This window comes from Pseudoxanthomonas sp. LARHCG66, assembly GCF_052871755.1.
This window is the reverse complement of the sequence record NZ_JBIXJW010000006.1, coordinates 47,824-74,394: the sequence shown is the minus strand read 5'-3', so window position 1 is coordinate 74,394 and position 26,571 is coordinate 47,824. Positions and strand designations below refer to the sequence as shown.

General features: G+C 67.9%; 20 protein-coding genes. 8 read left to right on the top strand and 12 right to left on the bottom strand.

Annotation, left to right across the window (positions count from 1 at the left end):
- The first annotated feature begins 77 nt into the window (after positions 1-77).
- The gene (locus ACIPRS_RS16425) at positions 78-3,128 is read left to right on the top strand and encodes a TonB-dependent receptor (protein ID WP_446539409.1); all 3,051 of its coding nucleotides are present in this window, start codon (positions 78-80) and stop codon (positions 3,126-3,128) included.
- Positions 3,129-3,473: 345 nt separating this feature from the next.
- Here ACIPRS_RS16425 and ACIPRS_RS16420 read toward each other — a convergent pair whose 3' ends face one another.
- Both ACIPRS_RS16420 and arfB read right to left on the bottom strand, forming a co-directional pair.
- The gene (locus ACIPRS_RS16420; protein WP_192202985.1) at positions 3,474-4,034 is read right to left on the bottom strand and encodes a lysophospholipid acyltransferase family protein; all 561 of its coding nucleotides are present in this window, start codon (positions 4,032-4,034) and stop codon (positions 3,474-3,476) included.
- Positions 4,035-4,074: 40 nt separating this feature from the next.
- Positions 4,075-4,509, bottom strand: a complete 435-nt coding sequence (gene arfB / locus ACIPRS_RS16415) for an alternative ribosome rescue aminoacyl-tRNA hydrolase ArfB (RefSeq protein ID WP_337732649.1) — start codon at positions 4,507-4,509, stop codon at positions 4,075-4,077.
- A gap of 123 nt (positions 4,510-4,632) precedes the next feature.
- Here arfB and ACIPRS_RS16410 point away from each other — a divergent pair, with 123 nt between their 5' ends.
- Positions 4,633-5,190, top strand: coding sequence for a DUF2059 domain-containing protein (locus ACIPRS_RS16410; protein ID WP_337732650.1), 558 nt, complete (start codon positions 4,633-4,635; stop codon positions 5,188-5,190).
- Between the two features lie 110 nt (positions 5,191-5,300).
- Here the strand turns inward: ACIPRS_RS16410 and ung are convergent, their stop codons facing one another.
- From ung to rhlB, 5 genes are all read right to left on the bottom strand, one after another.
- Entirely contained in the window at positions 5,301-6,008 is a 708-nt protein-coding gene (gene ung / locus ACIPRS_RS16405; RefSeq protein ID WP_337732651.1) for a uracil-DNA glycosylase, read from the bottom strand.
- Between the two features lie 17 nt (positions 6,009-6,025).
- Complete coding sequence (locus ACIPRS_RS16400; protein ID WP_192202873.1) at positions 6,026-6,865, bottom strand: response regulator; 840 nt, start codon at positions 6,863-6,865, stop codon at positions 6,026-6,028.
- Positions 6,866-6,879: 14 nt separating this feature from the next.
- On the bottom strand, positions 6,880-7,824 hold the full coding sequence (gene ftsX / locus ACIPRS_RS16395) for a permease-like cell division protein FtsX (protein WP_446539328.1): 945 nt from the start codon (positions 7,822-7,824) through the stop codon (positions 6,880-6,882).
- On the bottom strand, positions 7,821-8,507 hold the full coding sequence (gene ftsE, locus ACIPRS_RS16390) for a cell division ATP-binding protein FtsE (protein WP_192202871.1): 687 nt from the start codon (positions 8,505-8,507) through the stop codon (positions 7,821-7,823). The genes ftsX and ftsE overlap by 4 nt, the downstream gene beginning before the upstream one ends.
- Positions 8,508-8,611: 104 nt before the next feature.
- Positions 8,612-10,309, bottom strand: coding sequence for an ATP-dependent RNA helicase RhlB (gene rhlB, locus ACIPRS_RS16385; protein ID WP_446539327.1), 1,698 nt, complete (start codon positions 10,307-10,309; stop codon positions 8,612-8,614).
- A gap of 225 nt (positions 10,310-10,534) precedes the next feature.
- Here rhlB and trxA point away from each other — a divergent pair, with 225 nt between their 5' ends.
- Together trxA and rho are read left to right on the top strand one after the other, a co-directional pair.
- Positions 10,535-10,876: a thioredoxin TrxA gene (gene trxA / locus ACIPRS_RS16380; RefSeq protein WP_055939299.1), complete on the top strand. Its 342-nt coding sequence runs from the start codon at positions 10,535-10,537 to the stop codon at positions 10,874-10,876.
- A 214-nt stretch (positions 10,877-11,090) separates the two neighbouring features.
- Entirely contained in the window at positions 11,091-12,779 is a 1,689-nt protein-coding gene (rho, locus tag ACIPRS_RS16375; RefSeq protein ID WP_446539326.1) for a transcription termination factor Rho, read from the top strand.
- Between the two features lie 94 nt (positions 12,780-12,873).
- On the opposite strand, the gene ACIPRS_RS16370 is transcribed toward rho, so the two are convergent.
- Together ACIPRS_RS16370 and ACIPRS_RS16365 are read right to left on the bottom strand one after the other, a co-directional pair.
- Positions 12,874-13,740, bottom strand: coding sequence for an energy transducer TonB (locus ACIPRS_RS16370; protein WP_446539325.1), 867 nt, complete (start codon positions 13,738-13,740; stop codon positions 12,874-12,876).
- Between the two features lie 193 nt (positions 13,741-13,933).
- The gene (locus ACIPRS_RS16365; protein ID WP_446539324.1) at positions 13,934-15,898 is read right to left on the bottom strand and encodes a winged helix-turn-helix domain-containing protein; all 1,965 of its coding nucleotides are present in this window, start codon (positions 15,896-15,898) and stop codon (positions 13,934-13,936) included.
- A 182-nt stretch (positions 15,899-16,080) separates the two neighbouring features.
- On the opposite strand from ACIPRS_RS16365, the gene ACIPRS_RS16360 reads away from it, so the two are divergent.
- Positions 16,081-16,950, top strand: coding sequence for a DUF2306 domain-containing protein (locus ACIPRS_RS16360; RefSeq protein WP_446539323.1), 870 nt, complete (start codon positions 16,081-16,083; stop codon positions 16,948-16,950).
- Between the two features lie 162 nt (positions 16,951-17,112).
- Here the strand turns inward: ACIPRS_RS16360 and ACIPRS_RS16355 are convergent, their stop codons facing one another.
- On the bottom strand, positions 17,113-18,003 hold the full coding sequence (locus ACIPRS_RS16355) for a hypothetical protein (protein WP_337732658.1): 891 nt from the start codon (positions 18,001-18,003) through the stop codon (positions 17,113-17,115).
- Between the two features lie 116 nt (positions 18,004-18,119).
- Here ACIPRS_RS16355 and ACIPRS_RS16350 point away from each other — a divergent pair, with 116 nt between their 5' ends.
- Positions 18,120-19,916: a monovalent cation:proton antiporter-2 (CPA2) family protein gene (locus ACIPRS_RS16350; RefSeq protein WP_192202864.1), complete on the top strand. Its 1,797-nt coding sequence runs from the start codon at positions 18,120-18,122 to the stop codon at positions 19,914-19,916.
- Here the strand turns inward: ACIPRS_RS16350 and ACIPRS_RS16345 are convergent.
- Entirely contained in the window at positions 19,913-23,209 is a 3,297-nt protein-coding gene (locus tag ACIPRS_RS16345) for an ankyrin repeat domain-containing protein (protein ID WP_446539322.1), read from the bottom strand. The genes ACIPRS_RS16350 and ACIPRS_RS16345 overlap by 4 nt on opposite strands.
- Entirely contained in the window at positions 23,202-23,459 is a 258-nt protein-coding gene (locus ACIPRS_RS16340) for a YcgL domain-containing protein (RefSeq protein WP_446539321.1), read from the bottom strand. Before ACIPRS_RS16340 ends, ACIPRS_RS16345 begins: the two co-directional genes overlap by 8 nt.
- 162 nt (positions 23,460-23,621) lie before the next feature.
- Here ACIPRS_RS16340 and ACIPRS_RS16335 point away from each other — a divergent pair, with 162 nt between their 5' ends.
- Together ACIPRS_RS16335 and ACIPRS_RS16330 are read left to right on the top strand one after the other, a co-directional pair.
- Positions 23,622-25,988: a prolyl oligopeptidase family serine peptidase gene (locus ACIPRS_RS16335; protein ID WP_446539320.1), complete on the top strand. Its 2,367-nt coding sequence runs from the start codon at positions 23,622-23,624 to the stop codon at positions 25,986-25,988.
- A 3-nt stretch (positions 25,989-25,991) separates the two neighbouring features.
- On the top strand, positions 25,992-26,561 hold the full coding sequence (locus ACIPRS_RS16330; protein WP_446539319.1) for a hypothetical protein: 570 nt from the start codon (positions 25,992-25,994) through the stop codon (positions 26,559-26,561).
- The last annotated feature ends 10 nt before the right edge of the window (positions 26,562-26,571 follow it).

Genomic DNA, 26,571 nt, shown 5'->3' with positions numbered 1-26,571 from the left:
GATAGCGAGAGGTGCCATTCCGAGCACCACGGGGAGAGTCGTCGATGCAGTACCCAGTGCGAGTCCTGCTGTTGAGCATGGCCTGTAGCGCGGCACTCGCCGCGCAGGCCCAGGCGGCCCCGGGCCGCATCGACCTGCCTGCGGGCGAACTGACGGCAGCGCTCAACACGCTGGCCAAGCAGTCCGGCACGCAGCTGGTCTATCGCGCCGATCAGCTGAAGGGCCGGCGCACCACCGGGGTGCAGGGCGCCACGTCGACCGACCAGGCGCTGGATCGCCTGCTGCAGGGCAGTGGCTTCCAGGCCAAGCGCGACGCTTCCGGCGCCGTGTTGATCGTGCAGGCCGACGCCACTCCGCGCCGCGCACCGCCCCCGCGTCCCGCACCCCAGGAAACACCCCCCGGTGGAGGCGCCGCACAGGTCGAAGAGCCCGTGACCCAGCTGGAAACCCTGCAGGTCACCGGCTCGCGTATCCCGCGTGCACAGATCGAGGGACCGGCACCGATCACCGTGGTGACGGCGGAGCAGATCCAGGCGGCGGGCTTCACCTCTGTCCCTGACGTCCTGCGCTCGCTCAGCCAGAACAGCGGCAGCGTGCAGGGCCAGCAGAACACCACCAGCGCACAGTCGACCCCAGGCGCGCAGGCCGTCGATCTGCGTGGCCTCGGCCCCAACCACACCCTGGTGCTGATCAACGGCCGCCGCATCGCCGACTTCCCGCTGCCGCTCAACGGCCGCAGCAACTTCACCGATATCGGCAACATCCCGCTGGGCATGATCGACCGCATCGAAGTGCTCACCGGCAGCGCGTCGGCGGTGTATGGCTCGGATGCCATGGCCGGCGTGATCAATTTCATCCTGAAGAAGTCCACCGACGGCACCATCATCGACTATCGCTACGGCGATACCGAACGCGGCGGCGGCGAATCCCACAAGCTCACGCTGACCACCGGCTTCGAGCGTGATGCGTTCAGCGGCATCGTCGGCCTGGAGCTGCTCGACAAGCGTCCACTATGGGGCTTCGAACGCCGCAACCAGGACTCCACGCTGGATGCGCCGACCTCGCGCCGCCAGCTGCCCCGCCTCACCGCCCAGCTCTACGACTGGGACGACGACGTCAACATCGCGCCGGCCGATAACTGCGCCGCGATGGCGGGCCTGAACGATGGCACCACCGTGCTGGCCGAGGACCGGTTCGGCGAGCCGTATTGCGGCAGCGAGCGCGCGATCGCGTACCGCACGATCCAGAACGAGCGCAAAGGCTTCACGGCCTACGGTTCGTTCGAGTACCGCTTCTCCGACACGCTGTCCTGGTTCGCCGATGTCCAACTGGGGCGCCAGGAGGTCAAGCTGCTGACCGGCACCAACGGCAACGACGTGGTCAGCGACGTCATGGGCTGGCAATTCCATGACCCGAACTCGACCGACAACAACGACAAGATGTTCTACAACGCTGCCACAGGCCACTACGAGATCTGGTCGCGGCAGTTCACGCCCGAGGAAATCGGCGGCCTCGGCAACCGCATGAACACCACCACCCAGAAGACGTTCGCGGTGACGACCGGCCTGCAGGGCAGCTTCGGCGACGCCTGGAACTGGGAAGCGGCCTACAACCATTCGCAGTACAAGGCCGACGTGGGCATGCCCCGCATCCGCGCCGCCGCCGCCAACCGCCTGTTCCTGGGCGAGCAGCAAGGCTACGACGCGGACGGCTATGCGATCTTCAGCCCGGACCCGACGCGCCTGTTCACGCCGCTGACGCCTGCCGAGTTCGCTTCCATCGGCGCGATGTCGACGTTCCGCCCCAAGGCCGACAACGACAACCTCAGCTTCACCGTGGACACACCCGCACTGTTCACGATGCCGGCCGGCGACGTCGGTTTCGCCGGCGCAATCGAATACGGCCAGCAGTCTTACGAGATCAATCCCGACCCGCTCGCGCTGACCGCCGATGCCTACTTCGGCCCGCGCTACGGCGATGGCGAGGGCGACCGCGACCGCTGGAGCGTGGCGGCGGAGTTCCGCCTGCCGCTGCTGTCCTCACTTCAGGCCAGCCTGGCGGGCCGCTACGACCGCTACGAGTACGGCAACAAGAACCCGGGCAAGTTCACCTACAGCGCAGGTCTGGAATGGCGTCCGCTCGACACGCTGCTGGTGCGCGGCTCGTATGGCACCGGCTTCCGTGCGCCCGACATGCACTACCTGTTCGCCGGCGACGACTACTACCGCACCGTGTCGACCGACTACTACCAGTGCCGGACCGACGAACCGGGCTTCAGCGACGACGAGTGTTACGACGACGGCACCTGGGACATCAACACGTTCGACGTCTACACCGGCAACATGGACCTGGACGTGGAGACCAGCAAGTCGTTCTCGGCGGGCTTCGTGTGGTCGCCGTTCGCCGACTTCGACCTGGCGGTGGACTACTACAGGATCAAGGTGTCGAACCAGGTGCAGAGCCAGAGCCGCGAGCAACTGCGCATGGACGAAGCCAACTGCCGCCTCGGCACCACCGATACCGGGGCGCCGGTGGACATCACCTCGCCGACCTGCGTCGATGCCCTCGCCCGCGTGATGCGCGATGCGGACGGATTCATCACCAGCGTGCATTTCAGCCCCATCAACATCGCCAACGAAGAAACCTCGGGCGTCGACGTCACCGCCAACTACCGCCTGCAGACCGCCAACGCCGGCGACTTCCGCTTCACCGGCACCTACACGTGGACCGACGAGCACACGCGCCAGCAGTATCCGGGCGACCCCGAGGAGGACATGCTGGATGTCAGCTTCAGCGCCACCACGCTGCCGCGCACCAAGGGCAACCTGGGCGTGAGCTGGGAGCGCGATGCGGTAGGCGCCAGCATCTTCGGCAACTACCTGGGCCGCGTCGCGAACTACGCCAACGATGCCTGGACGGGCTCCACCTGGCGCTTCAATGCCGGTGCGCGCTACGACATCAACGACCATCTGAGGGTATCGCTGACCGTCAACAACCTGCTCGACAAGATGCCGCCCAAGGACGCGACGTGGGCGAACTACCCGTACTACGACACCTCCTGGTTCGATTCGGTGGGCCGCAGTTACTTCCTGCAGGTCACCTGGAAGCTGGGCGGCGAGCCGCTGTAAGGCATTGCGCCACGGACAGGAACAAGGCCCGCCGAAAGGCGGGCTTTTGTTTATCTGATGGAACGCCATCGCGACCCGGCGCGCCCGTGGTGACGGGTTCCGTCATCCCAGCGAACGCTGGGATCCATTGCGCCCTTGCCACCTGGTCAACCCGGGGTGTTCCCGCAGCGGCTTCACTGCCCTTGCACGCGTTACCCGGGGCCAACCCGTGCAAGAGCAGAATCAAGATGGGTCCCAGCCTTCGCTGGGACGACGGGGCGTGGTCACTTCGTTATCCCGTCGAACGCGGGGATCCATTGGCATCAACGCGTGTGGATCGGATGGCCGCTTGCCCGGCCTGCAGCCTCACACCGTCCCGCGATTCTTCCCCTGCCACGGCCGGTACCAATCGCGGATCGCGGCCATGTCGATGTCCATGTTGCCGGTGGGGTAGTACACGTCGCCGATGCCGATGGTCTTTTCCGGATAGTGGAAGTACGCCATCAGGATCGGCACCTGCGCCTGGTGGGCGATCTTCAGGAAGCCCCCCTTCCACTTGTCCACGCGCTTGCGCGTCCCTTCCGGCGTCAGTGCGAACCACATCTTCTCGGACTGCCGCAGCATGCGCACGGCCTGCTCCACCGTGCCCTGCGGCGAGCTGCGGTCCACCGGCACCACGCCCAGCTTCCGGAGCAGCGGCGACAGCGGCCACCAGAACAGCTGCGCCTTGCCCAGCACGCGCACCTGGAAGCCCATCGCGATCTTCGCGGCCATGCCCCAGATGCCGTCCCAGTTGGACGAATGCGGCGCCACGATCATCACCAGCTTCGGGATGTCCGGCAGCGTGCCGGTCATCTTCCAGCCGAACGTGCGCAGGAACGTGCGACCCAGCCAGCGGGTGAACCGGTTCGGCGGCACCTGCGGCATGTTGGGCGGGATGCGCGGAATGATGTCGTCGCTCAAACAATTACTCCCATTGGTTCTTCTGCGAGCGGCCGCGCTTGATCTGGCTGCGCTCGCGCTTGGCATCCAGCCGACGCGCCTTGGCGGCGCGCGAGGGCCGGGTGGCCACGCGTTTCTTCGGCACCACCAGCGCGGCGGCAATGATGGCGGCCAGCCGTTCGCGTGCGTCCTGGCGGTTGCGGTCCTGCGTGCGGAAACGCTGCGCATCGATCACCAGTACGCCCTCGTCGGTCAGGCGACGGTCGCGCTTGGCCAGCAGGCGCTCGCGCAACGCGTCGGGCAGCGACGGCGAGCCGGCCACGTCGAAACGCAGTTCCACGGCAGTGGATACCTTGTTGACATTCTGGCCGCCGGCGCCACTGGCGCGCACGAAGCGCTCGACCAGTTCGTCGTCCGGAATCGCCAGTGTGGGCGTGATCTCGAGTGCATTGCTCCCCATGTGGGGATTGTAGTCAGGATGCGTGTCCGTTCGCAGCGCGAGGGGGTGGATTTGCCGACGATTAACACCAGATTTACTCCCGGGCAGGCACCCTGTGGCCCCGCTCCACGCCGTCCCTACCGCATGATTCGACCCTCGCTGAACGCGGCGCACCCGTTCCTTCGCGCGCTGCTGGTCCTCGCGCTGGCCCTGGCCGGTCCAGCCTTCGCCGCCGAGCCTTCCGATACCGACATCGACCGCCTGCTGAAGGCGTCCCGTGCCGAGAGTCTGCTGGCCGGGATGATTCCGCAGATGGAAGCGGTGCAGCAGCAGGAGTTCGACAAGCACTTCGCCGGCAAGGAGATGACCGAGGAGCAGAAGGCCGAGGTCGCCCGGATCCAGGCCAAGACCCGGGAGATCGTGCGCAAGGCGCTGTCGTGGGAAGAGATGCGCCCTGTATATCTGGACGTCTACAAGAAGACCTACACGCGCGAGGACGTGCGCGCGATCACCAAGTTCTACGAAAGCGCCGCCGGCCAGCGCATGCTCGAGAAGAGCCCCGCGCTGATGCAGAACATCATGACCGCCGTGCAGCAGAAGATGGTGCCGATGCTGGAAGAGTTGCAGGGCGAGATCAAGAACATCCCGGTCACGCCGCCGCCTCCGGTCTCACCACCGCAGAAGCGCCGCCGTACGCGCTGACGCCGGTCCGCAGAGGGGGGGGGTGTGGGGGCGACTTCCGGGGCGATGAAGTGTTACGAGTAAATCATCGCGACTGACGTCGCTCCCACACCCCCAGCGCACAGCTTGCTTCAGGGCACCAACTGGTCGCGCGGCGGCAACCGCCAGTCGATCGGCGCGTGTCCGCGCTGCGCCAGATACTGGTTGGTCGCGGAAAAATGCCCGCAGCCCAGGAACCCGCGATGCGCCGACAACGGCGAGGGATGTGGCGCGCGCAGCACGCGATGGCGACGCGTGTCGATGACCTTGCCCTTGGCCTGTGCGTAGCTGCCCCACAGCAGGAACACCAGGCCTTCGCGCTCGCGTGCCAGCGTCTCGATGGCATGGTCGGTAAACCCTTCCCAGCCCTTGCCCTGGTGCGCACCCGCACGACCGTCCTCGACCGTCAGCACGGCATTGAGCAGCAGCACGCCCTGGCGTGCCCACGGCAGCAGGCAGCCGTGATCCGGCGGCGGAATGCCGAGGTCGGCATTGATTTCCTTGTAGATGTTCACCAGCGACGGCGGCACCGGTACCCCCGGCAGCACCGAGAAGCACAAGCCATGCGCCTGGCCGGGTCCGTGGTACGGATCCTGGCCGAGGATCACCACCTTCACTGCATCGAACGGCGTGGCGTCGAACGCGGCGAAGATCTGCGGCCCGGGCGGATAGATGCGCGCACCCACGGCCTTGCGCTGGCGCAGGAAGGCCGACAGCTCGCGCATGTCCGGCCGCTGCAGCCAGTCGCCGATGTGCGCCTTCCACGAAGGCTCCAGCTTGATGCGGTCGTCGTCGGTCATGCGGTGTCGCGCGCGCCTCAGACCAGGCTGCGGGATTCGTCCATGCGCGCGAGGCGCAGCTGGAACAGCACCTTGGTCACCAGCAGGCGTTCGGCGATGGGCTTCAGCACCAGGTCGTTGGCGCCGGCCTGCAGCAGTTCGGCCTGGTTGTCGCGGTTGCTGTCGCCGGTCATCACCAGGATCGGCAACCGCCGCTTGCCGTAGGCGAAGTCCACGCGGATGCGCTGCACGATGTCGCGACCGCTCAGCTCGCCCTTCAGGATGACGTCGGTGAGCACCAGGTCGAACTTGTGCGTGGACAGGCCCAATGATTCCGCCGTGAGCAGGGCGAACGCGTCCTCGGCCTTCAGCACGTGCACCACGTTGAGCGACTGGCGCTCCAGCATGCGCCGCGTGGTCTCGGCGACGACGCGGCTGTCTTCGATGTACAGGATCGTGGCACCCACGATCGGTTCGGGCTGCACGTAACCCCGGATGAAGGTCGCCAGTGCTTCGTGGCCGAGCGACTTGTCGAAGTAATCGGTGACGAACTCGGTGAAGCGACGCTCCTCAAGATGTTGCTGGGCATCGCCGGAGACCACGATCACCGGCACGTACGCCTGTCCCGCCGCCTCGCGCACGCTGCGCGCGATCTCCAGTCCGTCGCCATCGGGCAGAGCCAGCGCCGTGGTGACGAGGTGCACTTCACCGCCCGCCAGTGCATTGCGCGCTTCGGCGACGCTCGAGCAGCCGATCACCTGCACCCCCGGCAACTCGCGCTGCAGCACGTCGGCAATCAGCTTGCGGACCAGCTTGGACCCGTCCACCACCATCACGCGGGGCGCGTCGCTGATCAGGTGCCGGAGCTCTTGGGCCATGAAGGGGAGGAATCTCAGGTTTCAGTCGGTCGAGTCTGACGCAAGAAGTGGCCCGTCACCAGCCATGCCCCCACCCAGCCGATGACCGTAGCCGCCGCCACGACGGCCGTCGCGCCAAGCGGGTCCAGCCCGACCAGCGAGAACGGGCTGCCGTAGCTGCGCACCAGCGCAGCCAGCGGCGCCTGCAGCGCCCATGCCGCCAACGTCAGCAGGCCCAGCGCCAACGCGCCTGCGGCCAGGCCGTACCAGGCGCCCAGGTAGACGAACGGACGTCGAATGAAGCCATCACTGGCGCCCAGCAACTGCAGTACGCCGATTTCCTCGCGCCGCGACTGGATGTCCAGGCGCACCGTGTTGCCCACCACCAGCAAAGCACCCAGTCCGAACAGCGCAGCGAGCACCCAGACCAATCGCTTGCCGAAGCCCATCCATCCGGCCAGGCGCTCGCGCCATGCCGCGTCGTGCTGCAGCAGATCGGTTTCCGGCAAGGCTTCGAGCGCAGCGACAAGCCGCGCCTCGTCGCCTTCGGGCACGACCACCAGCAGGCTGGGTAGCGGATTGCCATCGAGCAGGTCCAGCGACGCGCTCAACCCGCTGCGCTCGCGGAATTCGGCCAGGCCCTCTTCGGGCGTGCGTACCGCCACGCTGGCGACATCGGCGCGCGCGCGCAATTCCTCGGCCAACGCCTGCGCACGCGCAACCGGTGTCTCCGGCGCGAGGAAGAGATCGATCTCGCGCGACTGCTGCACATCGCCCGCGAAGTGGCCCACGTTCTGCAGGGCCAGCCACAGACCCAACGGCAGCACGAATGCCACCGCCATCACACCGATGGTCAGCAGCGTGGCCCATGGGCGCCGCACCGCACGGCCGAGGCTCGAAACGAAGCTGTAGAGATGCTGGTCCAGCCAGATGCCGGCGCCGGAGCGCCGCCGCACGCGGGTGTTCTCGAGATCGCTCATTCGGCCAGGTCCGCAGGCGAAATGTCGTCGACCAGCTTGCCGTGGTCCAGGATCAGCACGCGCTTCTTCATCCGCTTGAGCAGCGACAGGTCATGGCTGACCACCAGCACGCTGGTGCCACGTTCCGGCATGGATGCGAACAGCGACATGATTTCGGCCGCCAGCGTGGGGTCCAGGTTGCCGGTCGGTTCGTCGGCCACCAGCAGGCGCGGCTCGGCGACGATGGCGCGCGCGATGCCCACGCGCTGCTGCTCGCCGGCGGACAGCTGGGTGGGGAGCGCCTTCTCGCGATGGCCCAGACCCAGCCGTGCCAGCACTTCGCGCACGCGCTTGCCGATGTCGCCACGGCGGTCGCCGCGCAGGATCAGCGGCAGCGAGACGTTCTCCATCACCGTGCGGTCGGTCAGCAACCGGTGGTCCTGGTAGACCACGCCCACGTCACGGCGATGCAGCGGAATACGCCCGCCACGGACCTTCAGCAGGTTCCTGCCACCGAACACCACGGCACCGCGGCTGGGCCGCTCGCTCAGGTGGATCAGCTTCAGCAGGGTGCTCTTGCCGGCGCCGGAATGGCCGGTGACGAACAGCATCTCGCCCTCGGCCACCTCGAAGCTGACGTCCTCCAGTGCCGCATGGCCACCGGGGTACTGCTTGCTGACGTTTTCGAATCGAAGGACGCTCATGTCCGTCGATTATGCCGGACCGATCAAGACACTGGCGATGCCGCCGCACAAAAGAAGAAGCCGGGACATGCCCGGCTTCTTCTCCTCACGCGCAGCGATGCGACTCAGCCGCCGGACACCAGCGAGCGGATCTTGCGTCCGAGCCGCGTCAGGAAACCCGCGTTCTCGTCGGCCGGCTTCGGTGCGGACGCGGGCTTCGGTGCGGACGGCGCGACGTTCGCCACGGCGCCTTCGGCCCCTTCGAGCGGACGGCCGTGACGGCGGCGGCGGCGCTTGCGCGGCTTGCGCTCGCCTTCCGGCAACGCGGCAACCTCGGGACGCGCCACTTCGGCAGGATGCGCCGCCGGTGCGGCTGCGGCCGCCACGGCGACGACAGCCTCGCCTTCGGGGCGTGGCGGACGCGGTGCGCGCGGCGGACGCGGCTTGCCATCGGCCGAACGCGGACCGTCGCGGCGAGCACCTTCGCGACGACCCGCGCCACCGGATCCACCGGGTTTGCGGCCACCGCCACGACGCTCTTCGTCGGCCGCCTTCTGTTCGCGGGCCTCGCGGAAGATCTGGCTGACGCTTTCTTCTTCGTCATCGCCCTCGCCCGCTGCCGGCTTCGGACGCTCCGGACGCGGCAGCGCGGTCAGCAGCTCGGCGGTGACCGGCTCGGACGGGATCTTCTGTTCGATGTAGGCCTCGATGTCGGGCAACGACATCGCATAGCGCTCGCAGGCGAAGCTGATCGCATCGCCCTCGGCGCCCAGGCGCGCGGTACGGCCGATGCGGTGCACGTAGTCCTCGGCATCGAACGGCAGGTCGTAGTTGAACACGTGCGACACGCCATCGATGTGCAGGCCGCGCGCGGCCACGTCGGTGGCCACCAACAATTCGAGCTGGCCTGCCTGGAATCGCCTCAGCAACGATTCGCGCTTCTTCTGCGGCACGTCGCCGGACAGCACGCCGACGCGGTAGCCGGCCCGTTCCAGCGCGCGCGCCACGCGCTCGACGAACGCCTTGGTGTTGACGAACACCATGGTGCGCGCGCCTTCGCTGCGCGACAGCAGGCCGATCAGCAGCGGGATCTTTTCTTCATCGGCCGGGTAGTAGAGCTTCTGGCGCACCCTGGCCGCGGTGATGAACTCGGTCTCGACGACGAGCTTCTCGGGCTCGTTCATGTGCTCGTAGGCCAGCTCCAGCACGCGATGCGACAGCGTGGCCGAGAACAGCAGCGTCTGCCGGGTGGTGCGCTCGGGCATGCGCCGCAGCAGGAAGCGGATGTCCTTGATGAAGCCGAGGTCGAACATGCGGTCGGCTTCGTCCAGCACGCACATCTCGCAGGCGTGCAGGCTGACCACCTTGTGCTGCTTGACGTAGTCGATCAGGCGACCGGGGGTGGCGATGATGACGTCCACGCCCTGCTGCAGGATCTCGCGCTGCTTGTCGTAGTCCACGCCACCGTAGACCAGCGCGAAGCGCAGCCCAAGGTCGGCGCCGAACTTCACGGCATCCTTGTGAATCTGGATGGCCAGCTCGCGGGTCGGCGCGAGGATCAGCGCGCGCGGATCCTCGGGCTTGCGATCGGCCAGCGCCGGGCGGATCAGCAGGCGGTTCATCACCGCCACCAGGAACGCCAGCGTCTTGCCGGTGCCGGTCTGCGCCTGGCCGGCCACGTCGCGGCCCGCGAGGGCAACCGGGAGCGTCATCGCCTGGATGGGCGTGCAGCGGGAGAAACCTGCGGCTTCCAGCCCGGCCAGAAGCGCCGGATGCAGGTCGAACGAGGAGAAAGTGATATCGGTTAACGGTTTGTCGCTCATGCCTTCTTCTTTGCGTCGCTGTGTTCCGCGCGCGTCTCTTATGAATGCGGTGGGTGTGCTTGCATCGGCCGTACCGGCGTCGCACACTGCGCCCCCTGTGCCGGGTTGCGCGACCACCTGGGTAACCTTGAAAAGGTCGCGGAACGCCCCAGTTTACCCCAATAGTGGTGGCCGTCCCGGCCCGAACCCGTCCGCGCCCGGCCGCGGACTCCGCAGGAGATCCCCGTGAGCGACAAAGTGACCCACGTCGGCGATGCCGATTTCGATGCTGCCGTGCTGCAGTCCGGCGAACCCGTACTGGTGGACTTCTGGGCCGAATGGTGTGGCCCGTGCAAGATGATCTCGCCCGTGCTCGACGAGCTGGCCGAGACCTACGGCGGCAAGCTGAAGGTCGCCAAGGTGAACGTGGACGAGAACCGCGCCACCGCCATCAAGTACCACGTGCGCTCCATCCCGATGCTGCTGCTGTTCAAGGATGGCCAGATCCAGGCCACCCAGATCGGCGCCGTCGGCAAGGGGCAGCTGACCCAGATGATCGACAAGGCCCTGGGCACCCAGGCCGCCTGATGCCCCGTGAGCCCCCCGTCCAGGCGGGGGCCCAGGCTGAATCCGCTTGAACCCATCGCCCCCACGCGGCTTGCCGCCCTCCCGGGCCGGTGGTAGTGTCGAACCCGAAATCCGGCGCAGGGGATGCGCCGCACCCATCTGATCTGAATACCCACTCTTCACTTCACCCCGCCGCCGCAACGCCGGCGCTCGCCACCTAGCGAGGAATCGCACCTTGTCCGACAGCAGCAACGAAACCGGCGCTCCCGCCGAAAAGCGCGTGCGCAAAGCCCGTGTCCCGAAGACCACGTCCGCCGATACCGCCGCCGCACCGGCAGAGCGCATCGACCCGGCGCCGCAGCTCCCGCTGCCGCCGGTGACCAGCGAGCGCGCCCCCACCCCTGCGGGGCCCGGTCCGGCCCATGACGGTGGCGGCGACGCGCCGGTGCCGCAGAACCAGGCGGGCGGCCAGCAGCAGGACGGCGGCGACCAGCGCGACGGCAACCGCTTCAACAACAACAATCGCCGTGACCGTTTCCGCAACCGCCGCGAGCGCAACCGCGAGCGCCAGGGCAACGACGGCCTGCCGCAGGATGGCAACGGCAATGGCCAGGACGCCTTTGTGCCGCGCGCCATGCCGAATGTGCCGGAAGGGTTCCCCCAGTATTCGCTGGGCGATCTCAAGCGCATGCCGGCGCCGAAGCTGCTGGACATCGCCGAGCAGCTGAACATCCAGGAAGGCGTGGCCCGCGCCCGCAAGCAGGACGTCATCTTCGCCCTGCTGAAGGTGCTGACCCGCCATGGCGAGGGCGTGGCCGCCGACGGCGTGCTGGAAATCCTGCCGGACGGCTTCGGCTTCCTGCGCGCGGCCGAGGCCAGCTACCTGGCCGGCCCCGATGACGTGTACATCAGCCCCAGCCAGATCCGCCGCTTCAACCTTCGCACCGGCGACCACCTGGCCGGCCGCATCCGCTGGCCGAAGGATGGCGAGCGCTACTTCGCGCTGTCGACCATCGACACGATCAATGGCGAGCCGCTGGAAGCATCGAAGAACAAGGTCCTGTTCGAGAACCTGACGCCGCTGTTCCCGCGCCGCCGCTTCACCCTGGAGCGCGGCAACGGCTCGTCGGAAGACATCGCCGGCCGCATCCTCGACCTGATGGCGCCGCAGGGCAAGGGCCAGCGCGCGCTGATCGTGTCGCCGCCCAAGGCGGGCAAGACGATCATGATGCAGCAGATCGCCACCGCCATCACGACCAACCATCCGGACGTGCACCTGATCGTGCTGCTGGTGGACGAGCGTCCGGAAGAAGTCACCGAAATGCAGCGCACCGTGCGCGGCGAAGTGGTGTCTTCGACCTTCGACGAACCGGCCGCCCGCCACGTGCAGGTGGCCGAAATGGTGATCGAACGCGCCAAGCGCCTGGTCGAGCACAAGAAGGACGTGGTGATCATGCTGGACTCGATCACCCGCCTGGCCCGCGCCTACAACAACGTCGTGCCCAGCTCCGGCAAGGTGCTGACCGGCGGCGTGGACGCCAACGCCCTGCACCGCCCGAAGCGATTCTTCGGCGCCGCGCGTAACGTCGAGGAAGGCGGTTCGCTGACCATCATCGCCACGGCGCTGGTCGAGACCGGCAGCAAGATGGACGAGGTGATCTACGAAGAGTTCAAGGGCACCGGCAACAGCGAAGTGCATCTGAACCGCCGCATCACCGAGAAGCGCGTCTACCCGGCCATCGACATCAACCGCTCCGGCACGCGCCGCGAAGACCTGCTGATCGAACCGGAACTGCTGCAGAAAATCTGGATTCTGCGCAAGCTGCTGCACCCGATGGACGAGATCGCGGCGATGGAGTTCCTGCTGGACAAGATGAAGAACACCAAGTCCAACGACGAGTTCTTCAGCTCGATGAAGCGCTGAACCGCTCCGACAGCAGACAAGAAAAAGCCCCGCGATGCGGGGCTTTTTCGTTGGCTTCCGCGCGCGTATCGGCCGCGACGGCATTCACGCCATGCTAGGCGCCATCCAGTGGGGTCAGCAGCCGGGGACCGCTCTTGTTGCCGGCAAGGTGGACGCCACCCTCGGCGAGCGCACCGGGGGCGAATCCGGGTTGATCTTCATCCGGCGCCCAGATCGGACGTGATCGCGGGCCGGGTACGTAGACCTCCCACTTGCCCTGGCGCTGCTGGCCGCTGAAGGTGAAGTCCACGGGCACACGCACCACCCAGTACGGTTGCGTTGCCTCCTCGCCTGCGGTCGGCGGGGTGAACGTCCATGTCCGGGCCGCCGCCATCGCGGCGGTGGCGAAACGTTCGCGATACTGGTTCATCTGCGCCTCGTTGGTGACGATGCGCAGATTGACCTGCTCGGTAGCCACTTCGCCGACGCTGCCGTCACGCTCGACCTTGACCAGCAGGTAGGCGGTGCCCTGTGCACCGCTCCGGGCCGGACCGGCCGGGTAGCTCGGCGGCTTGAGTTTGAGCGCAACAACGCGCTCGGCCTCGGGAGTCGCTGCATAGTCGCCGAAATCCGCGCCGCGGATGGACACCTGCATCTGGTCATCACCTATCGACTTGCCCACCACCAGCGCACTCATTTTCGTCAACGCGCGGCGTGGCTTGCCATCCACCAGCACGGGTTCGAAGCGCCACGCCGCGACATTGCCGCCGACGAACGCCGCGATGCCCTTGGGCAACGCTTCCGGCGCATCCAGCTCCACGCGCTCGACGCTGCCATCAGTGGCGATGGTGATCGATCCGGTCACCCGCAGGCTGGCCTCCACCTGCTTGCGCACGGCCGCCGCCCCCTGGGCCAAGGCTGGCTGTGCCAGCATCAAGGCGGCAATCAGGATCGCGGCGCGCCACAGGATTCCTTGCTTCATCATCCTCTCCCTCATCCGTGGAAATGCGGCCCTGTCCGGGCCCTTCCGCCGCATACTATCGCCACGAGACAACGCATGCACGGCCAAGGCCGGAACCGGCCCTGTGCACAAGACGAGGGACGGGAAGTGCGATGACGACCGCCTCCGGCAGGCAAGTGCAAGTGCCAACGCGCGGCCAGGCAAGGGGTTGCGCTCATCGGCACTGGAAATCGTCGGCTCCCACCGGACCACAACCGTCGCCCCACCGGCCAGTCTGCCGCCAGTAGTCGACCACGCCGGCTTTCACGAGCAACGCCTTGAAGTCGGGGTGCGCGCGTGCACCGGAGTACGGCACGTTCCAGAAGGCGACGTAGGCGTGTTGCGCCATGGTGCCGTCCTCGAATCCGGGCCGGGCTTCGAGTTCCCTGCGCAACGACCTCACGGCCAGGCCCGCATCTCCCAGTGCGTCTGCCACGCTCGTGCGTGCGTACGCGACCTCGACTCCGCCGGCGTAAGCATCGTCCGCCAGCGCACGGCGTACGAGCGCAAGCATCGCCTCCCGGTCGTCCAGGACTTCGCCCAGATCGCGCAAGAATGGCGTATCGAGACCGTCGTACCGCAGCAAACGGCGATGCAGGGCTTGCAGCTCAGGCGTCCCTCCGGGCCGCCGGCCCGCGAGCTGGCGGAAAAAAGCCACGTAGTCCGGCTCGCGCTGGCTACCCTCCAGCCGAAGACCGCGCTGGTATTCGGCCTCCGCGTCCGCGTAGCGACGCGCGGCAGTGTAGTCGTACTGCAGGTCGCGCGACAGGAACAGCGCCCTGGGTTCGGTGGCACGCACCTGCTCCACCAGCGCGATGGTGTCCTCCAGATGGCCCATCGCATAGAGCATGTAGGCGTAGTCCCACGTGCGCTCCTTGGTCAACGGTCCGGCATCGGTGATCTGCCTGGCCAGCGCGATGGCCTCGGCCCGCCTGCCTTCGCGCCACAGCGCATTGGACCGGTCGCGCCTGGCCACCCAGCTCTCAGGCGCGATGCGGGCGATATGGTTCCGGATCTGCACCGCCTCCGCACGCAACCGATCGGCCTGCACGTCGTCAAGTTCCTCTGCCATGGCATTCAGCGAGACCGCGAGCGCATCCCAACACAGCACGCATTGCGCATCCAGCGCCACCATCTCGCGCGCGAGCTGCAGGCGCAGGCGGTCGTGTTCGAAGTCGAACTGCTCGCGCATCACGATGCTGCGCCAGCGCAGGAATCGTTCGTAAGCGTCGACCTGCGTGGTGCCGCCCTGTTCGCGGTTGAACCTGGCCACATCCAGCTTCACGCTGAGCGCTCGCGCCACATCGCGCGCAACCTCGTCCTGCACCGCGAATACGTCGCGCAGTTCGCGCGCGTAGGTCTTCGACCACAGGTGGGAGCCATCATCGGCACGGATCAACTGCGCGGTGACACGCAGGTGGCTCCCCTCGCGGCGCACGCTGCCCTCCAACAGATAGGCCACACCAAGCGCATGGCCGACGGCGCGCAGGTCATCGCGCTTGCGGTTGACCGCCGCACTGGAGGTACGGCCCACCACGCGCAACGCGGGAGACTGCGCCAACTGGTTGCGGATTTCCTCGGCAAGGCCGTCGGCCATGTAAGCCTGATCGCGCGCCTGCGACAGGTCGGCGAACGGCAGGACGGCCAGCGAAGGCCGTGCTTGCGCCCCGGCCGCCACGCTGGACGTGTTGCGAATGGCGCCGCGCGGCATCCAGGCGGTCACCGCCACGATCAGCAGCACCAGGGCCGCCGCGGCCACGATCCACACCCAGCGCAAACGGGGTGCGACCGTCGGTGCTTCTTGCGCTGCGACGCCATCGACCGGCGGCGCATCGAAGCGATAGCCGATCCCATACACGGTATGCAGCAGGCGCGGGTGTTGGGCGTCCTCGCCCAGCGCCTGGCGCAGCAGGCTCATGATCCGGTTAAGCACGCTCTGGGTGACGTGGCGGTGGCCCCAGACCGCATCCAACAGCTCCTCCCGGGTGAACACCCGGCCGGGCGAACCTGCCAGCAGCGCGAGCACGGCGAAGGCCTTGGGTTCCAGCGACTGCTCGCCGCCCGCGCGCATGAGCCGCCGACCGACGAAGTCGATGACCACGTCGTCGAAGACCAGGCGGCTCGGATCAGGTTGCGGCATGCGGTCCCCCGGCGGAGCCTGCCCCGCCCGATCCAGTATAGGTGCCGACGCGCTCGGGCCGGCCACCGGCGTTCCTGAGCTTTCCTCATCGCGCCCTGCGACTCCCCTAACGACATCCCCTCGCCACGACCGGAAGCTGTCGGCGCCGGGAGCGACCCGGAACAGCCCGGAAAGGAAACGCCATGAGTGAGCAAGGCACGATGCGCATGGACCGGACCGGGGCGCCGCCGGCCTCCGTCGCGGAACGAGGGCTCCGCGGCATCGCTCGCGTCTTCCGTTTCGTGACCCTGATCGGCCTGTTGGCCTTCGGCGCCTACATCGCGCTCCGGGCCACCGGGGCGACGTTCAAGAACTTCGAGCAGTGGCGCGCCCTGATGGACGGCATGCCGATGCAGACCGCCTCCGACTGGATCGCCAACATCGGCATCGGTGTCCACTTCGTCATGGGCACGGTGCTGGTGCTGGCCTGGCCGATCCTGTTGTCGGCGCGTATCCGCACCCGCCATCGCGCCGTGCATCGCTGGATGGGGCGGGTCTACGTGAGCGCGGGCCTCCTGGCGGGCGTCGGCGGCATGTCCTTCATCCTGACGCACGGTGCTTACACCCCGGCCGCCTCCATCGCGTTCGCGATCTGGGGCGCGGTGCTGATGCTGAGCGCGGTGATGGCATACCTGCATGCGCGGGCGAAACGGTTCGAGCTGCATCGCGCCTGGGCCATCCGCCTGTTCGCGATGGTGCTGGGCTCATGGGTATTCGACCTGGAGTTCCGCGCGTGGAAGGACCTGACCGGCGGCGCCGGCATCGGTACAGGCACCACCAGCGGCCTGTTCGACTACGCGATCCTCTATCTGTTCTTCGTTCCCAATCTACTGGTCGCCGAATTCTTCATCCGCAACAAGCACAAGCGCATCGCGCTACCCCGCCGCCTGGCGTGGCCGGCGGTGATCGCCTTCACCGCGATCGCCCTGATCTTCGCCTATGCGGTCGTCATGGTCAGCGCCACGCCCACCGGGAAGTATGGGAAGCACCTGCTGCATGTCCTGGCGGGTTGATGGCGGCGGGAGGACGAAACTCGTTGTGGAATGAACCTCGCCAGATCGGATGACGAGCTCTGTTGTTCCGTGAAGCAATGAGCGAACGCTTCTATCCGACGAGATACCGATGGCGACAACGGGCAAGCGAGTCGATTGAAGGTTCCTCCTAGACGGGATGGACTAAGGAATGGTGTAGGCGCCTGATGCACGCAACCCGCGACGGGGTTCGAGCGGCATCTCCAGGTAAGGGCCTACCCCGACCAGCTTGGGCACGCCAGCTTCGCCGGCGCCGATCGCCATGCCATCCTGATCCGACCATGGCACCGCACGCTGCGGTCCGGGCACGTAGTACTCCCATTCCCCGTAGCCCGGCACCTGTTCCATTGTGTACCGCACCGGGACACGCACCACTACATGAGACTCGGCGGCGAGAGGACCCGACGCCGGCAGGCGGAACTTCCATCGCCGCACCGCAGCCGCCGTATGTGCTGCGAAGTCCGCCCGCACTTGCGCGACCTCGGTCGGCGAGCCGACGAAATCCAGGTTGACCTGCTCGGCCATCAGGTCTTGCACCTTGCCGTCGCGCCCGACTTTTAGCGCCATGTACACCGTGCCGCTGACGCCGATGTTTCGGTGCGCGCGAGGATATTCGGGGCGTTCGCGGCGGCCAACAACAGCGATGTCTTCGTCTGGATTCGGCTGCCTGGCGATCGCAGCACCTACCAGTGACAACGCGTAGTTGTCGCCGCCCTGCGGCGTGGCCATGACCCGCACACTGAAGCGCTGCTCCACTGGGATACCTCCGGTCTTCATCACCCGCCAGCTCGGAACATGCCGCGCCACGTGTTGTAATACCTGCGGCGGCACTTTGTGGGCACCGTCAATGGCGTAAGCGTTGATCGCGCCGTCGGCGCCTACGACCAGCTTGCCGGTCAGGAGCATGCTGCCCACCACCTGATTGCGCAGATCACTGCCCTCGACAGTGTCGGTCCTCTCCTTGGCGCAAACCGGATTCCACACTGCCAGCATCCCTGCCACCATGGCCATGCCCCACCCGATGCCCTGCTTCACTACCTCCTCCTTTGTCCATGGATCATCGTGCCCTGGCCGCACGCCACCCGCTTCGGTTTCCGAGAATGGGTTCGGACCAGCTCCGTCCGCCGCATACTATCCGCGCGAGGTGACGCATGCACGGTAGTGGTCTGGAGTTGACGCTGGTATTCCTGCTGGCCGCGGTGATCGCGGTGCCGGTGTTCAAGCGCTTTGGCCTGGGGGCCGTGCTGGCGTACCTGGTGGCCGGCGTGGTGCTGGGTCCGGACGGGCTTGCGCTGGTGCGGGATGCCGACCGCATCCTGGATGCGGCCGAGATCGGCGTGGTGATGATGCTGTTCGTCATCGGCCTGGAACTGTCGCCGTCGCGCCTGCGGGTGATGCGCAAGCCGGTGTTCGGCGCGGGCGGCCTGCAGGTGATGCTGAGTGCGCTGGTGCTGGGCGGGGTCGCGCTGCTGTTCGAACATCACTGGAAGACCGCGCTGGTGATAGGGCTGGGACTCGCGCTGTCGTCCACGGCCGTCAGCCTGCAGCTGTTGTCCGAACACAAGGAACTCACCACCGAACACGGCCGGCTCGGCTTCGCGATCCTGCTGTTCCAGGATCTGGTCGCCATTCCCCTGCTTGCCGCCATCCCGCTGCTGGGCGGCGCCAAGAACGAAACGCTGACCTGGACCATGGTGCTGCATGCGGTCGGCGCCGTCGCCATCGTGATCGTCGGCGGACGGCTGCTGCTGCGGCACCTGTTCCGCATCGTGGCGCGCACCCGCATGCCCGAAGTATTCACCGCCACCGCACTGCTGGTGGTGCTGGGCATCGCATGGTTCATGCAACTGGCCGACCTCAGCGCCGGCCTTGGCGCGTTCCTTGCCGGCGTGCTGTTATCCGATTCGGAATTCCGCCACGAACTGGAATCGCAGATCGATCCGTTCAAGGGGCTGCTGCTGGGCCTGTTCTTCATCGCCGTCGGCATGGACATCGACCTGGACGCGGTGGTGAAGCAGCCGGAACTGATCACCGCCGGCGTGCTGATCCTGCTGACGGTGAAGTTCACGCTGCTGTTCTGCGTCGGGCGCTGGCCGGGACGGCTGGATCCGCGCGGCGCGCTGATGCTGGCCGGCACCCTGTGGCTGGGGGGCGAGTTCGCCTTCGTCGTGTTCAGCGAAGCCGCGCGCGTGCGCCTGATGGACGCCGAACTGCGCAACCAGCTGACCGCCATCGTGGGCATCTCGATGGCGCTGACGCCGGTGCTGTTGCTGGGCCTGCATCGCCTGCCGGCGCACGTGCGGCGATCCGGACCGGCGACCCGTGCCTTCGACGACATTCCGGACGAGCAGCCGAAAGTCCTGATCGCGGGCATGGGCCGGTTCGGCCAGATCGTCGCGCGCCTGCTCACGGCGCAGCGCATCCCGTTCGTCGCGCTCGAGAACAGTCCCGAGACGGTGGACACGCTGCGGCGGTTCGGCAACATCCGGCTCTACTACGGCGACCCGACGCGCCCCGACCTGCTGCGCTCGGCCGGCGCGCAGCATGTGAAGGTCTTCGTGGTGGCGATGGACGACCCCGACACCAACATCAAGGCGACACGGCTGATCCGGCGCATGTTCCCCGAGGCGCGCGTACTGGCGCGGGCGCGCAACCGGCAGCACGCGTGGCGCCTGATGGACCTGAGCGCGGAGGCCTATCGCGAAACGCTGGGATCGAGCCTGGAGATGGCGCAGCAGGTACTGGTGGAACTGGGCATACCGCCCGAGACCGCCGCCGAGCACACCCGCCGTTTCCGCCAGCACGACGAAAGCCTGATGCGCGCCCAGTACCTGGTGTACGACGACGACGGTGCGGTGATCCAGACCGCGCGCGATGCGATCAGCGACCTGGAGAAACTCTTCGAAGCCGACGCGACCGGCGAAGACGTTCCGCCGCCGGCACGTTAACCGCGATCGCGCAGGAAGCGGGCCATCGATGCGCCCGCGCCCGGCGTGGCGGGAACGAATTCCGCCGCCACGTCGATGAAGCCGCGCATCACCGCGATCTCGCGCGGCGTGCGGTTCAAGGCATCGCGCAGCTCCGGATCGGCGCCGGCGCGGAGCAGGCGACTGACCACGCGCAGCAGGCCATGCAGCGACGCCAGGTGCAGCGGCCCGAAGCCGCGCGGATCCTGCACGTCGAGCGAAACGTCTTCGTCCAGCAGGCGTTCCAGGCCGGCCAGCACGACTTCCTCGTCGCAGGCGGTGCCGGGCTCCGCCCGGGAACCGAGCAGCAACAGGAGCGGCGTCACCGATCCCGCCGCGACCTGTTCGGATTCCGCGCCGGACAGCAGCAGGGTGTCGAGCAACGCTACCAGGCGGGGCTTCTCGCGCGCGGTGAATCCATACAGGGCGGCGCAATGCAGCGGCGTCAGTCCCTGCGCATCGCCGGCATGCACGTTGGCGCCGGCGGTGATCAGGCGGGCAACGATTTCGGGCAGGCCCAGCGCCGCCGCCAGCATCAGCACGGTCACCCCACCGGGCAGCCGGTATTCAATGTCGGCGCCTGCGCCGAGCAATGCACTGACGATGTCGGCCTGGCGCATGCTCACCGCGGCCGACAGCGGCGTCGCGCCGGTATTGGCGGCACGCTGCGCATCGGCGCCACGCGCGAGCAACAGTTCCACCGTGGGCGTGAATCCGCCGCCTGCGGCACGCAGCAACGCCGTGCAGCCCTGGGCGTCGGGCGAGTCCACGTCAAAGCCGAGATCGAGCAACCGCCGCACGGCATCGCGATCACCCGCCATGGCCGCCGCCGGCAGGTCGGCGGGACGCAGCGCGCGACGCGGCAGCGACCAGATGCGCCAGTCCAGCCAGTCGGCCAGGTCACGGCGTCCGCACGCCAGCGCGACACCCAGCGGCGTCTGCCCATCGGCCGCGCGCGACTCGGGCGACGCACCCTTGGCAATGAGGTGTTTCAGCGCGGTCTCGCGGCCGAGTACTGCCGCCAGGTGCAACGCGGTCATGCCGTGGCTGTCGCGCGCCTCGCGGTCCACGCCGATATCCAGCAGCCGGTCGAGCACCCGTTGCCAACCCAGGCGCACCGCCAGCGACAGCGCAGGATCGCCCTGCGGGGAGGCGGCGAACGGATCCGCGCCACGCTCGAGCAGGTCCAGTGCGCAGGACTCCAGCGTCCGCGCCGCCTGGTCGTCCGCCGCGCAGGCGGCCATGAAGCGCGCCAGGCCACCGGCACCGGCCGGCGAAACCGCACGCGCCATCAATGTCGCCAACGCGGGCATGCCCGCAGGCCCCTGGGACAGCAGGACGAATGCGAGGGTGTCGCCCTGCGCGTTGCGATGGTCGGCATCGGCACCCTGCCGCAGCAACCATGCCAGACGCGTCGGACGCTGCATCTCCGGGTCGTGCAGCAGGGCACCGAGCTCATCGCGCGAACTCAGGCGCGCCAGCGCCTCCATGCCCTCCACTTGGCCGCTCGCCAGGCCCTCGCGCAGCAGTGCCACCGGTGCACGGTCGGGCAGCGTTTCGTCATCCGCTGTCGCCACGGCGGTGGGCAGCGCATAGCCGGGGTCCAGGGCCGAGACCAGCGCCCAGCGCCCCGCTTCGGCAGCAAGATCGACCGCGCGCCGGCCCTGGGCGTCGGTGGCTTCGGGATCGACGCCCCATTCCCGCAGCCGGCGCACCAGCGTCGGCGAAGCATGCTCGGCGGCGCATGCCAGCATCAGCGCATTCCTGCGATCCGCGTCGACCGCCTGCCGGTCGGCTCCCGCCTCGGCGAGCTTTTCGAGCACGCCCAGATGCCCTCCGCGCGCGGCTTCCAGCCAGGGCGTGCGCTGCTGTGCATCGCGCGCATGCACATCGGCACCGGCGGCCAGCAGTGATGCCGCGATTTCCGCATGGCCTGCATACGCGCCTTCATGCAGCGCGCTGCGGCGCTGGGCGTCGCGCGCATCCACCTTCGCCTTGTGCTTGAGGAGCAGTTGCACGCCGGCAGGGTCGTCTTCTTCGGTCGAGGCCGCCGCCAGCAGGACGGGTTGCCCGCCCTGCGGATCCGGACGCGCCCCCCGCTCCAGCAGAAACTTCGCCAGCCGCCAGTTGCCGGCCACACAGGCAACGCCCAGCGGAGTGAGGCCGTCATGGTTCAAAGCATCCAGTTCCGCAGCGGCGTCGCGCAGCAATGCCACCACGCCGGGATCGGAACTGCGGGCGGCGTGATGCAGCGGCGTGTTGCCATCCGCGTCGGCGATGCGCGGATCGGCGCCGTTGGCCAGCAGCGTGGTGACCGCGTCCGGGCGGCCGTGCCAGCTGTCGCGCGTCGCGGCCAGCAGCGGCGTCACGCCGGCATGCGCATGGTTGAGGTCCACGCCATGCGCGATCAGGGTGCGCAGCAGACGGAGGTCGGGCAGCACGGCCGCCAGAGCCCCGAGACTGCGCTGGTCGCGCGAGCCTTCCGCCGGCACGGCATGCGGATCCGCGCCGGCCTCGATCAGTTCCAGCGCACGGTCCACGCGTCCGGCGCGGGCGGCATCGAACAACGCCTGCTCCAGGTCCAGGCCGTGTCCAGGCGCTTCCTCCACGTCCGTTGCGTGGAGGGCAACGGCGTCGCTCCCGGGCATTTCCACGACGGGCAGCACGCCAGCCCCGTCCAGCCGTTGCACGCCCCAGTGCACCAGTGGCAACAGCAGGGCATACGCCACGGCGGCACCGATACGCGCAGCGTCCGGCACCAGGTCCGTCCATGCCAGGGAAAGGCCACCGGCCACGGCGAGCGTCAACAGCGTCGCCACCGCCAGGCCGCGCCACGCATGGAAGTCGCGTTCGACCAGGCCACGCCAGTGCGCGGACAGGGCGCCACCATCACGCTCCAGGCCATGCCAGAGGGGCCAGGTCCGCCACAGCCCGACGATCACCGCGCCCACCACCGCGCTGACACCCAGCGCGGCCGGGAGGCTGCCGCTGTCGCGCAACGAGGCCAGCGGCCACGCCAGCAGCAGGGCCGTACCCGCGAACGCGACCGCCCACGCCAGCACCAAGGCCGGCACGTCCTCGCGCCAGGCGCGCGAGGGCGCCAGCACGCGGGTGCCCCGCAGCCACGACACACCCAGCGCCACGGCCGGTTGCGCCAGCCATGCCGCCACGGCAGCGAAAATCCCGCCCACCCCTCCGCCAATGCCGGCCAGCAGCAGTCCCGCCAGCAAGGCGACCAGGGCGACAGGACGGGGCTGCAGCCGGAAATCAGGCATCGGGGCGAACGGTGGGATCGGCTTGGGGCGGGAACTGGATGTGGAAGCCGCGCGCGGTCAGGTTCTCGCGGACCACCTTGGCGTCTTCGCGCGCCAGCTTGCGGTCGGGGGTCAACGCCACTTCCAGCACGAACGAAAGGGGCCCCAGTTGGGTACGCAGCGGCTCGGGCACGAGGGTGAAGCCGTCGCGCTTCGCCAGGTAGACGAAGGTGTCGGCCTTGCGCTCGGTCTTGTAGACGTAGGCTTGCATTCGCGCGTATCGCGCCCCGCGAGTGGACAAGCGGGGATTGTGCGGGAAATGCCCCATGCGCGAAACCCGCACGGCGTTCACGCGATGCATGACCATCAGCGGCAGGAGTGCGGCGGAGGGGCTGGTAATCTTGCCCCTTCACCTCGCACTAACGGATGCCTGATGCGCCCCGCCCTGCTTGCCCTGCTGCTGCCGTTCGCCCTCGTCCCCGCGGCACACGCCCAGACCTCCACACCGCTCACGATCGAACAGGCGATGGCCGAGCCGGACTGGATCGGCCCCCCTGTCGAGCGCGCGTGGTGGGCATGGGACGGCAAGCAGGTGCAGTACGAACTCAAGCGCGACGCCAGCGTGGTACGCGACACCTTCGAGCAGGCACTGGACGGCAGCGCCGCGCGGCGCATCGCCGATGACCAGCGCGCAGGACTCGACGCCGGCAATCCCGTCTACGACGCGACCCGCCAGCGCATGCTGCTGTCGCGCAACGGCGACCTGTTCGTGCGCGACCTGCGCAGCGGCACGCTCACGCAGGTCACGCGCACCAACGAAGCCGAGCAGCAGGCACGCTTCACCCATGACGGCGCCGTGATCTGGCGCGTGGGCAGCACGTGGTATCGCTGGGCCGCAGGCACCGGCACGACGACGGTCGCCGAACTCAAGGCGGAACGCGATCCGCTGGCCGCACCGAAAGCCGACGCCCTGCGCGAGCAGCAACTGCGCACGATCCGCACGCTGGCCGACGACCGTGCCCAGCGCGAAACCGCGCAGAAGCAGGCGGAGGCCTGGCGCAAGGCGGACCCCACCCGCGCGCCCGCCCCGGTCTACCTGGGCGCCGAGGTGGAGATCGAAAGCAGTTCGCTTTCTCCCGATGGCCGCTGGTTGCTGGTGGTGACCCGCAAGAAGGGGGCCGATGCCGGCCAGGGCGGCAAGATGCCGAAGTACGTCACCGAATCCGGCTATGAAGAGTTCCAGGATGTGCGCACGCGCGTGGGTCGCAATGCGCCGCTGCCGCACGCTCTGTGGCGCGTGGACCTGGCCGATGGCAGCGTGAAGCCGCTCGCCTTCGATCCGTTGCCGGGCATCGACAAGGATCCCCTGGCCGCGCTGCGCAAGAAGGCCGGCAAGGAGCCTCTGAAGGGCAACCGCGACGTGCGCGTGGAGAACGACAGCAACGGCAGCGCGATCGCCTGGACGAATGACGGCACCCAGGTCGCGGTGCAGGTGCATGCCATCGACAACAAGGATCGCTGGATCGCCACGGTCGACCTGCCGGGCGCCCGCCTGCTGCCGCGCCACCGTCTGACCGACGCTGCATGGATCAACTGGGGTTTCAACCAGTTCGGCTGGCTGCCGGACAACCGTACGCTGTGGCTGCTGTCGGAAGAATCCGGCTACGCCCACCTGTATACGGCGACCGGCAACGAGAAGCCACGCGCACGCACTTCCGGCAAATGGGAAGTGTCGGAACCGGAGATCACGCCCGACGGCAACGGGTTCCTCTTCCTGTGCAACCGCGACTGGCCGGGCGACTACGAAGTCTGCAAGCTCGACCTTGCCAGCAACGGCCTTCGCGAAGTCACCGCGCTGGACGGCGTGGAGAGTTTCAGTGCATCGCCGGACGGACGCCAGCTGCTGGTCCGCCACTCCCGCAGCTACACGCCGGCCCAACTGTCCGTCGTGGGCATGGACGGCGGCACGCCGAAGCCGCTCACCGACACCCGCAGCGCGGCGTTCAAGGCGCGCGAATGGATCGAGCCGCAGTACGTGCAGGTGCCGTCGAAGCATGGCGCCGGCGTGGTCTGGGGCAAGTACTACGGCCCGAAGACGATGGAACCCGGCAAGCGCTACCCCATCGTCATGTTCGTGCATGGCGCGGGGTATCTGCAGAACGTCACCGCGCGCTATCCCAACTATTTCCGCGAACAGATGTTCCACCATCTGCTGGTGGAGCGCGGCTACATCGTGCTCGACCTGGACTACCGGGCCAGCGAGGGCTACGGCCGCGACTGGCGCACCGCGATCTACCGCAACATGGGCCACCCGGAACTCGAGGACTATCTCGATGGACTGGACTGGCTGGTCGAGCAGAAGCAGGGCGACCGCGACCGCGCCGGCATCTACGGCGGCAGCTACGGCGGCTTCATGACCTTCATGGCGCTGTTCCGCGAGCCCGGCACGTTCAAGGCCGGCGCCGCGCTGCGCCCGGTGGTGGACTGGACGCAGTACAACCACGAGTACACCAGCAACATCCTCAACACGCCCGAGCTGGATCCCGAGGCCTACCGCACCTCGTCGCCGATCGAATACGCCGCCGGACTGCAGGACCACCTGCTGATCGCGCACGGCATGATCGACGACAACGTGTTCTTCAAGGACTCCGTCGTGCTGACGCAGAAGCTGATCGAACTGCGCAAGGACAACTGGGAACTCGCTGCCTATCCGCTCGAACGCCACGGCTTCACCCGCTCGGACTCGTGGCTGGATGAGTACAAGCGTGTGCTGAAGCTGTTCGAGCAGACCCTCAAGTAGGCGATGGCGTCTTCACCGAACGCCATGGCCAGCGCCGGCTTCGTCACCGTCACGGCGAAGGTGTCGATCGCCATGGGCATCGTCGCCACGCTGTACGCGGCGGCGCAGGTGATCGCGGCGTGGCTGCTGCTCGGGCAGGTGGATACCGAGACGGTGCTGGGCTTCCTGGCTTCGCGGTCGACTCCCGCACCCGCGCTGTGGACGCTCACGCACCTGACCGCGATCGCCGTCGGCTTCCTGGGCGTCTGCATCGCCTTCCTGGCGGTTGCGGTGGGCCTGCTCCGTCGCCGCGCCTGGGGCTGGTGGGGTTTCGTGTTCTTCATGGTGGCTGGCGCGGCGGCCAATTTCGCCGGCATCGCGGTGATCGACGCCGCTTTTTCCTGGATCCAGTCGCTCCCATCCCAGCCCGGCACCGAAGAGATGCGGAACGAGCTGGCCGGCTTGCGACTGCTGGCGCTGGCCATGCTCTGGGCGACCGCCCTCGCGTTCGCCGTGCTGCACGGCCTGGTGGTCTGGCAGTTGTGCAGGCGCGACGTGCGGGCGGAATTCGGGATGATCCGGACGCCCCGGTAGAATGCGCGGC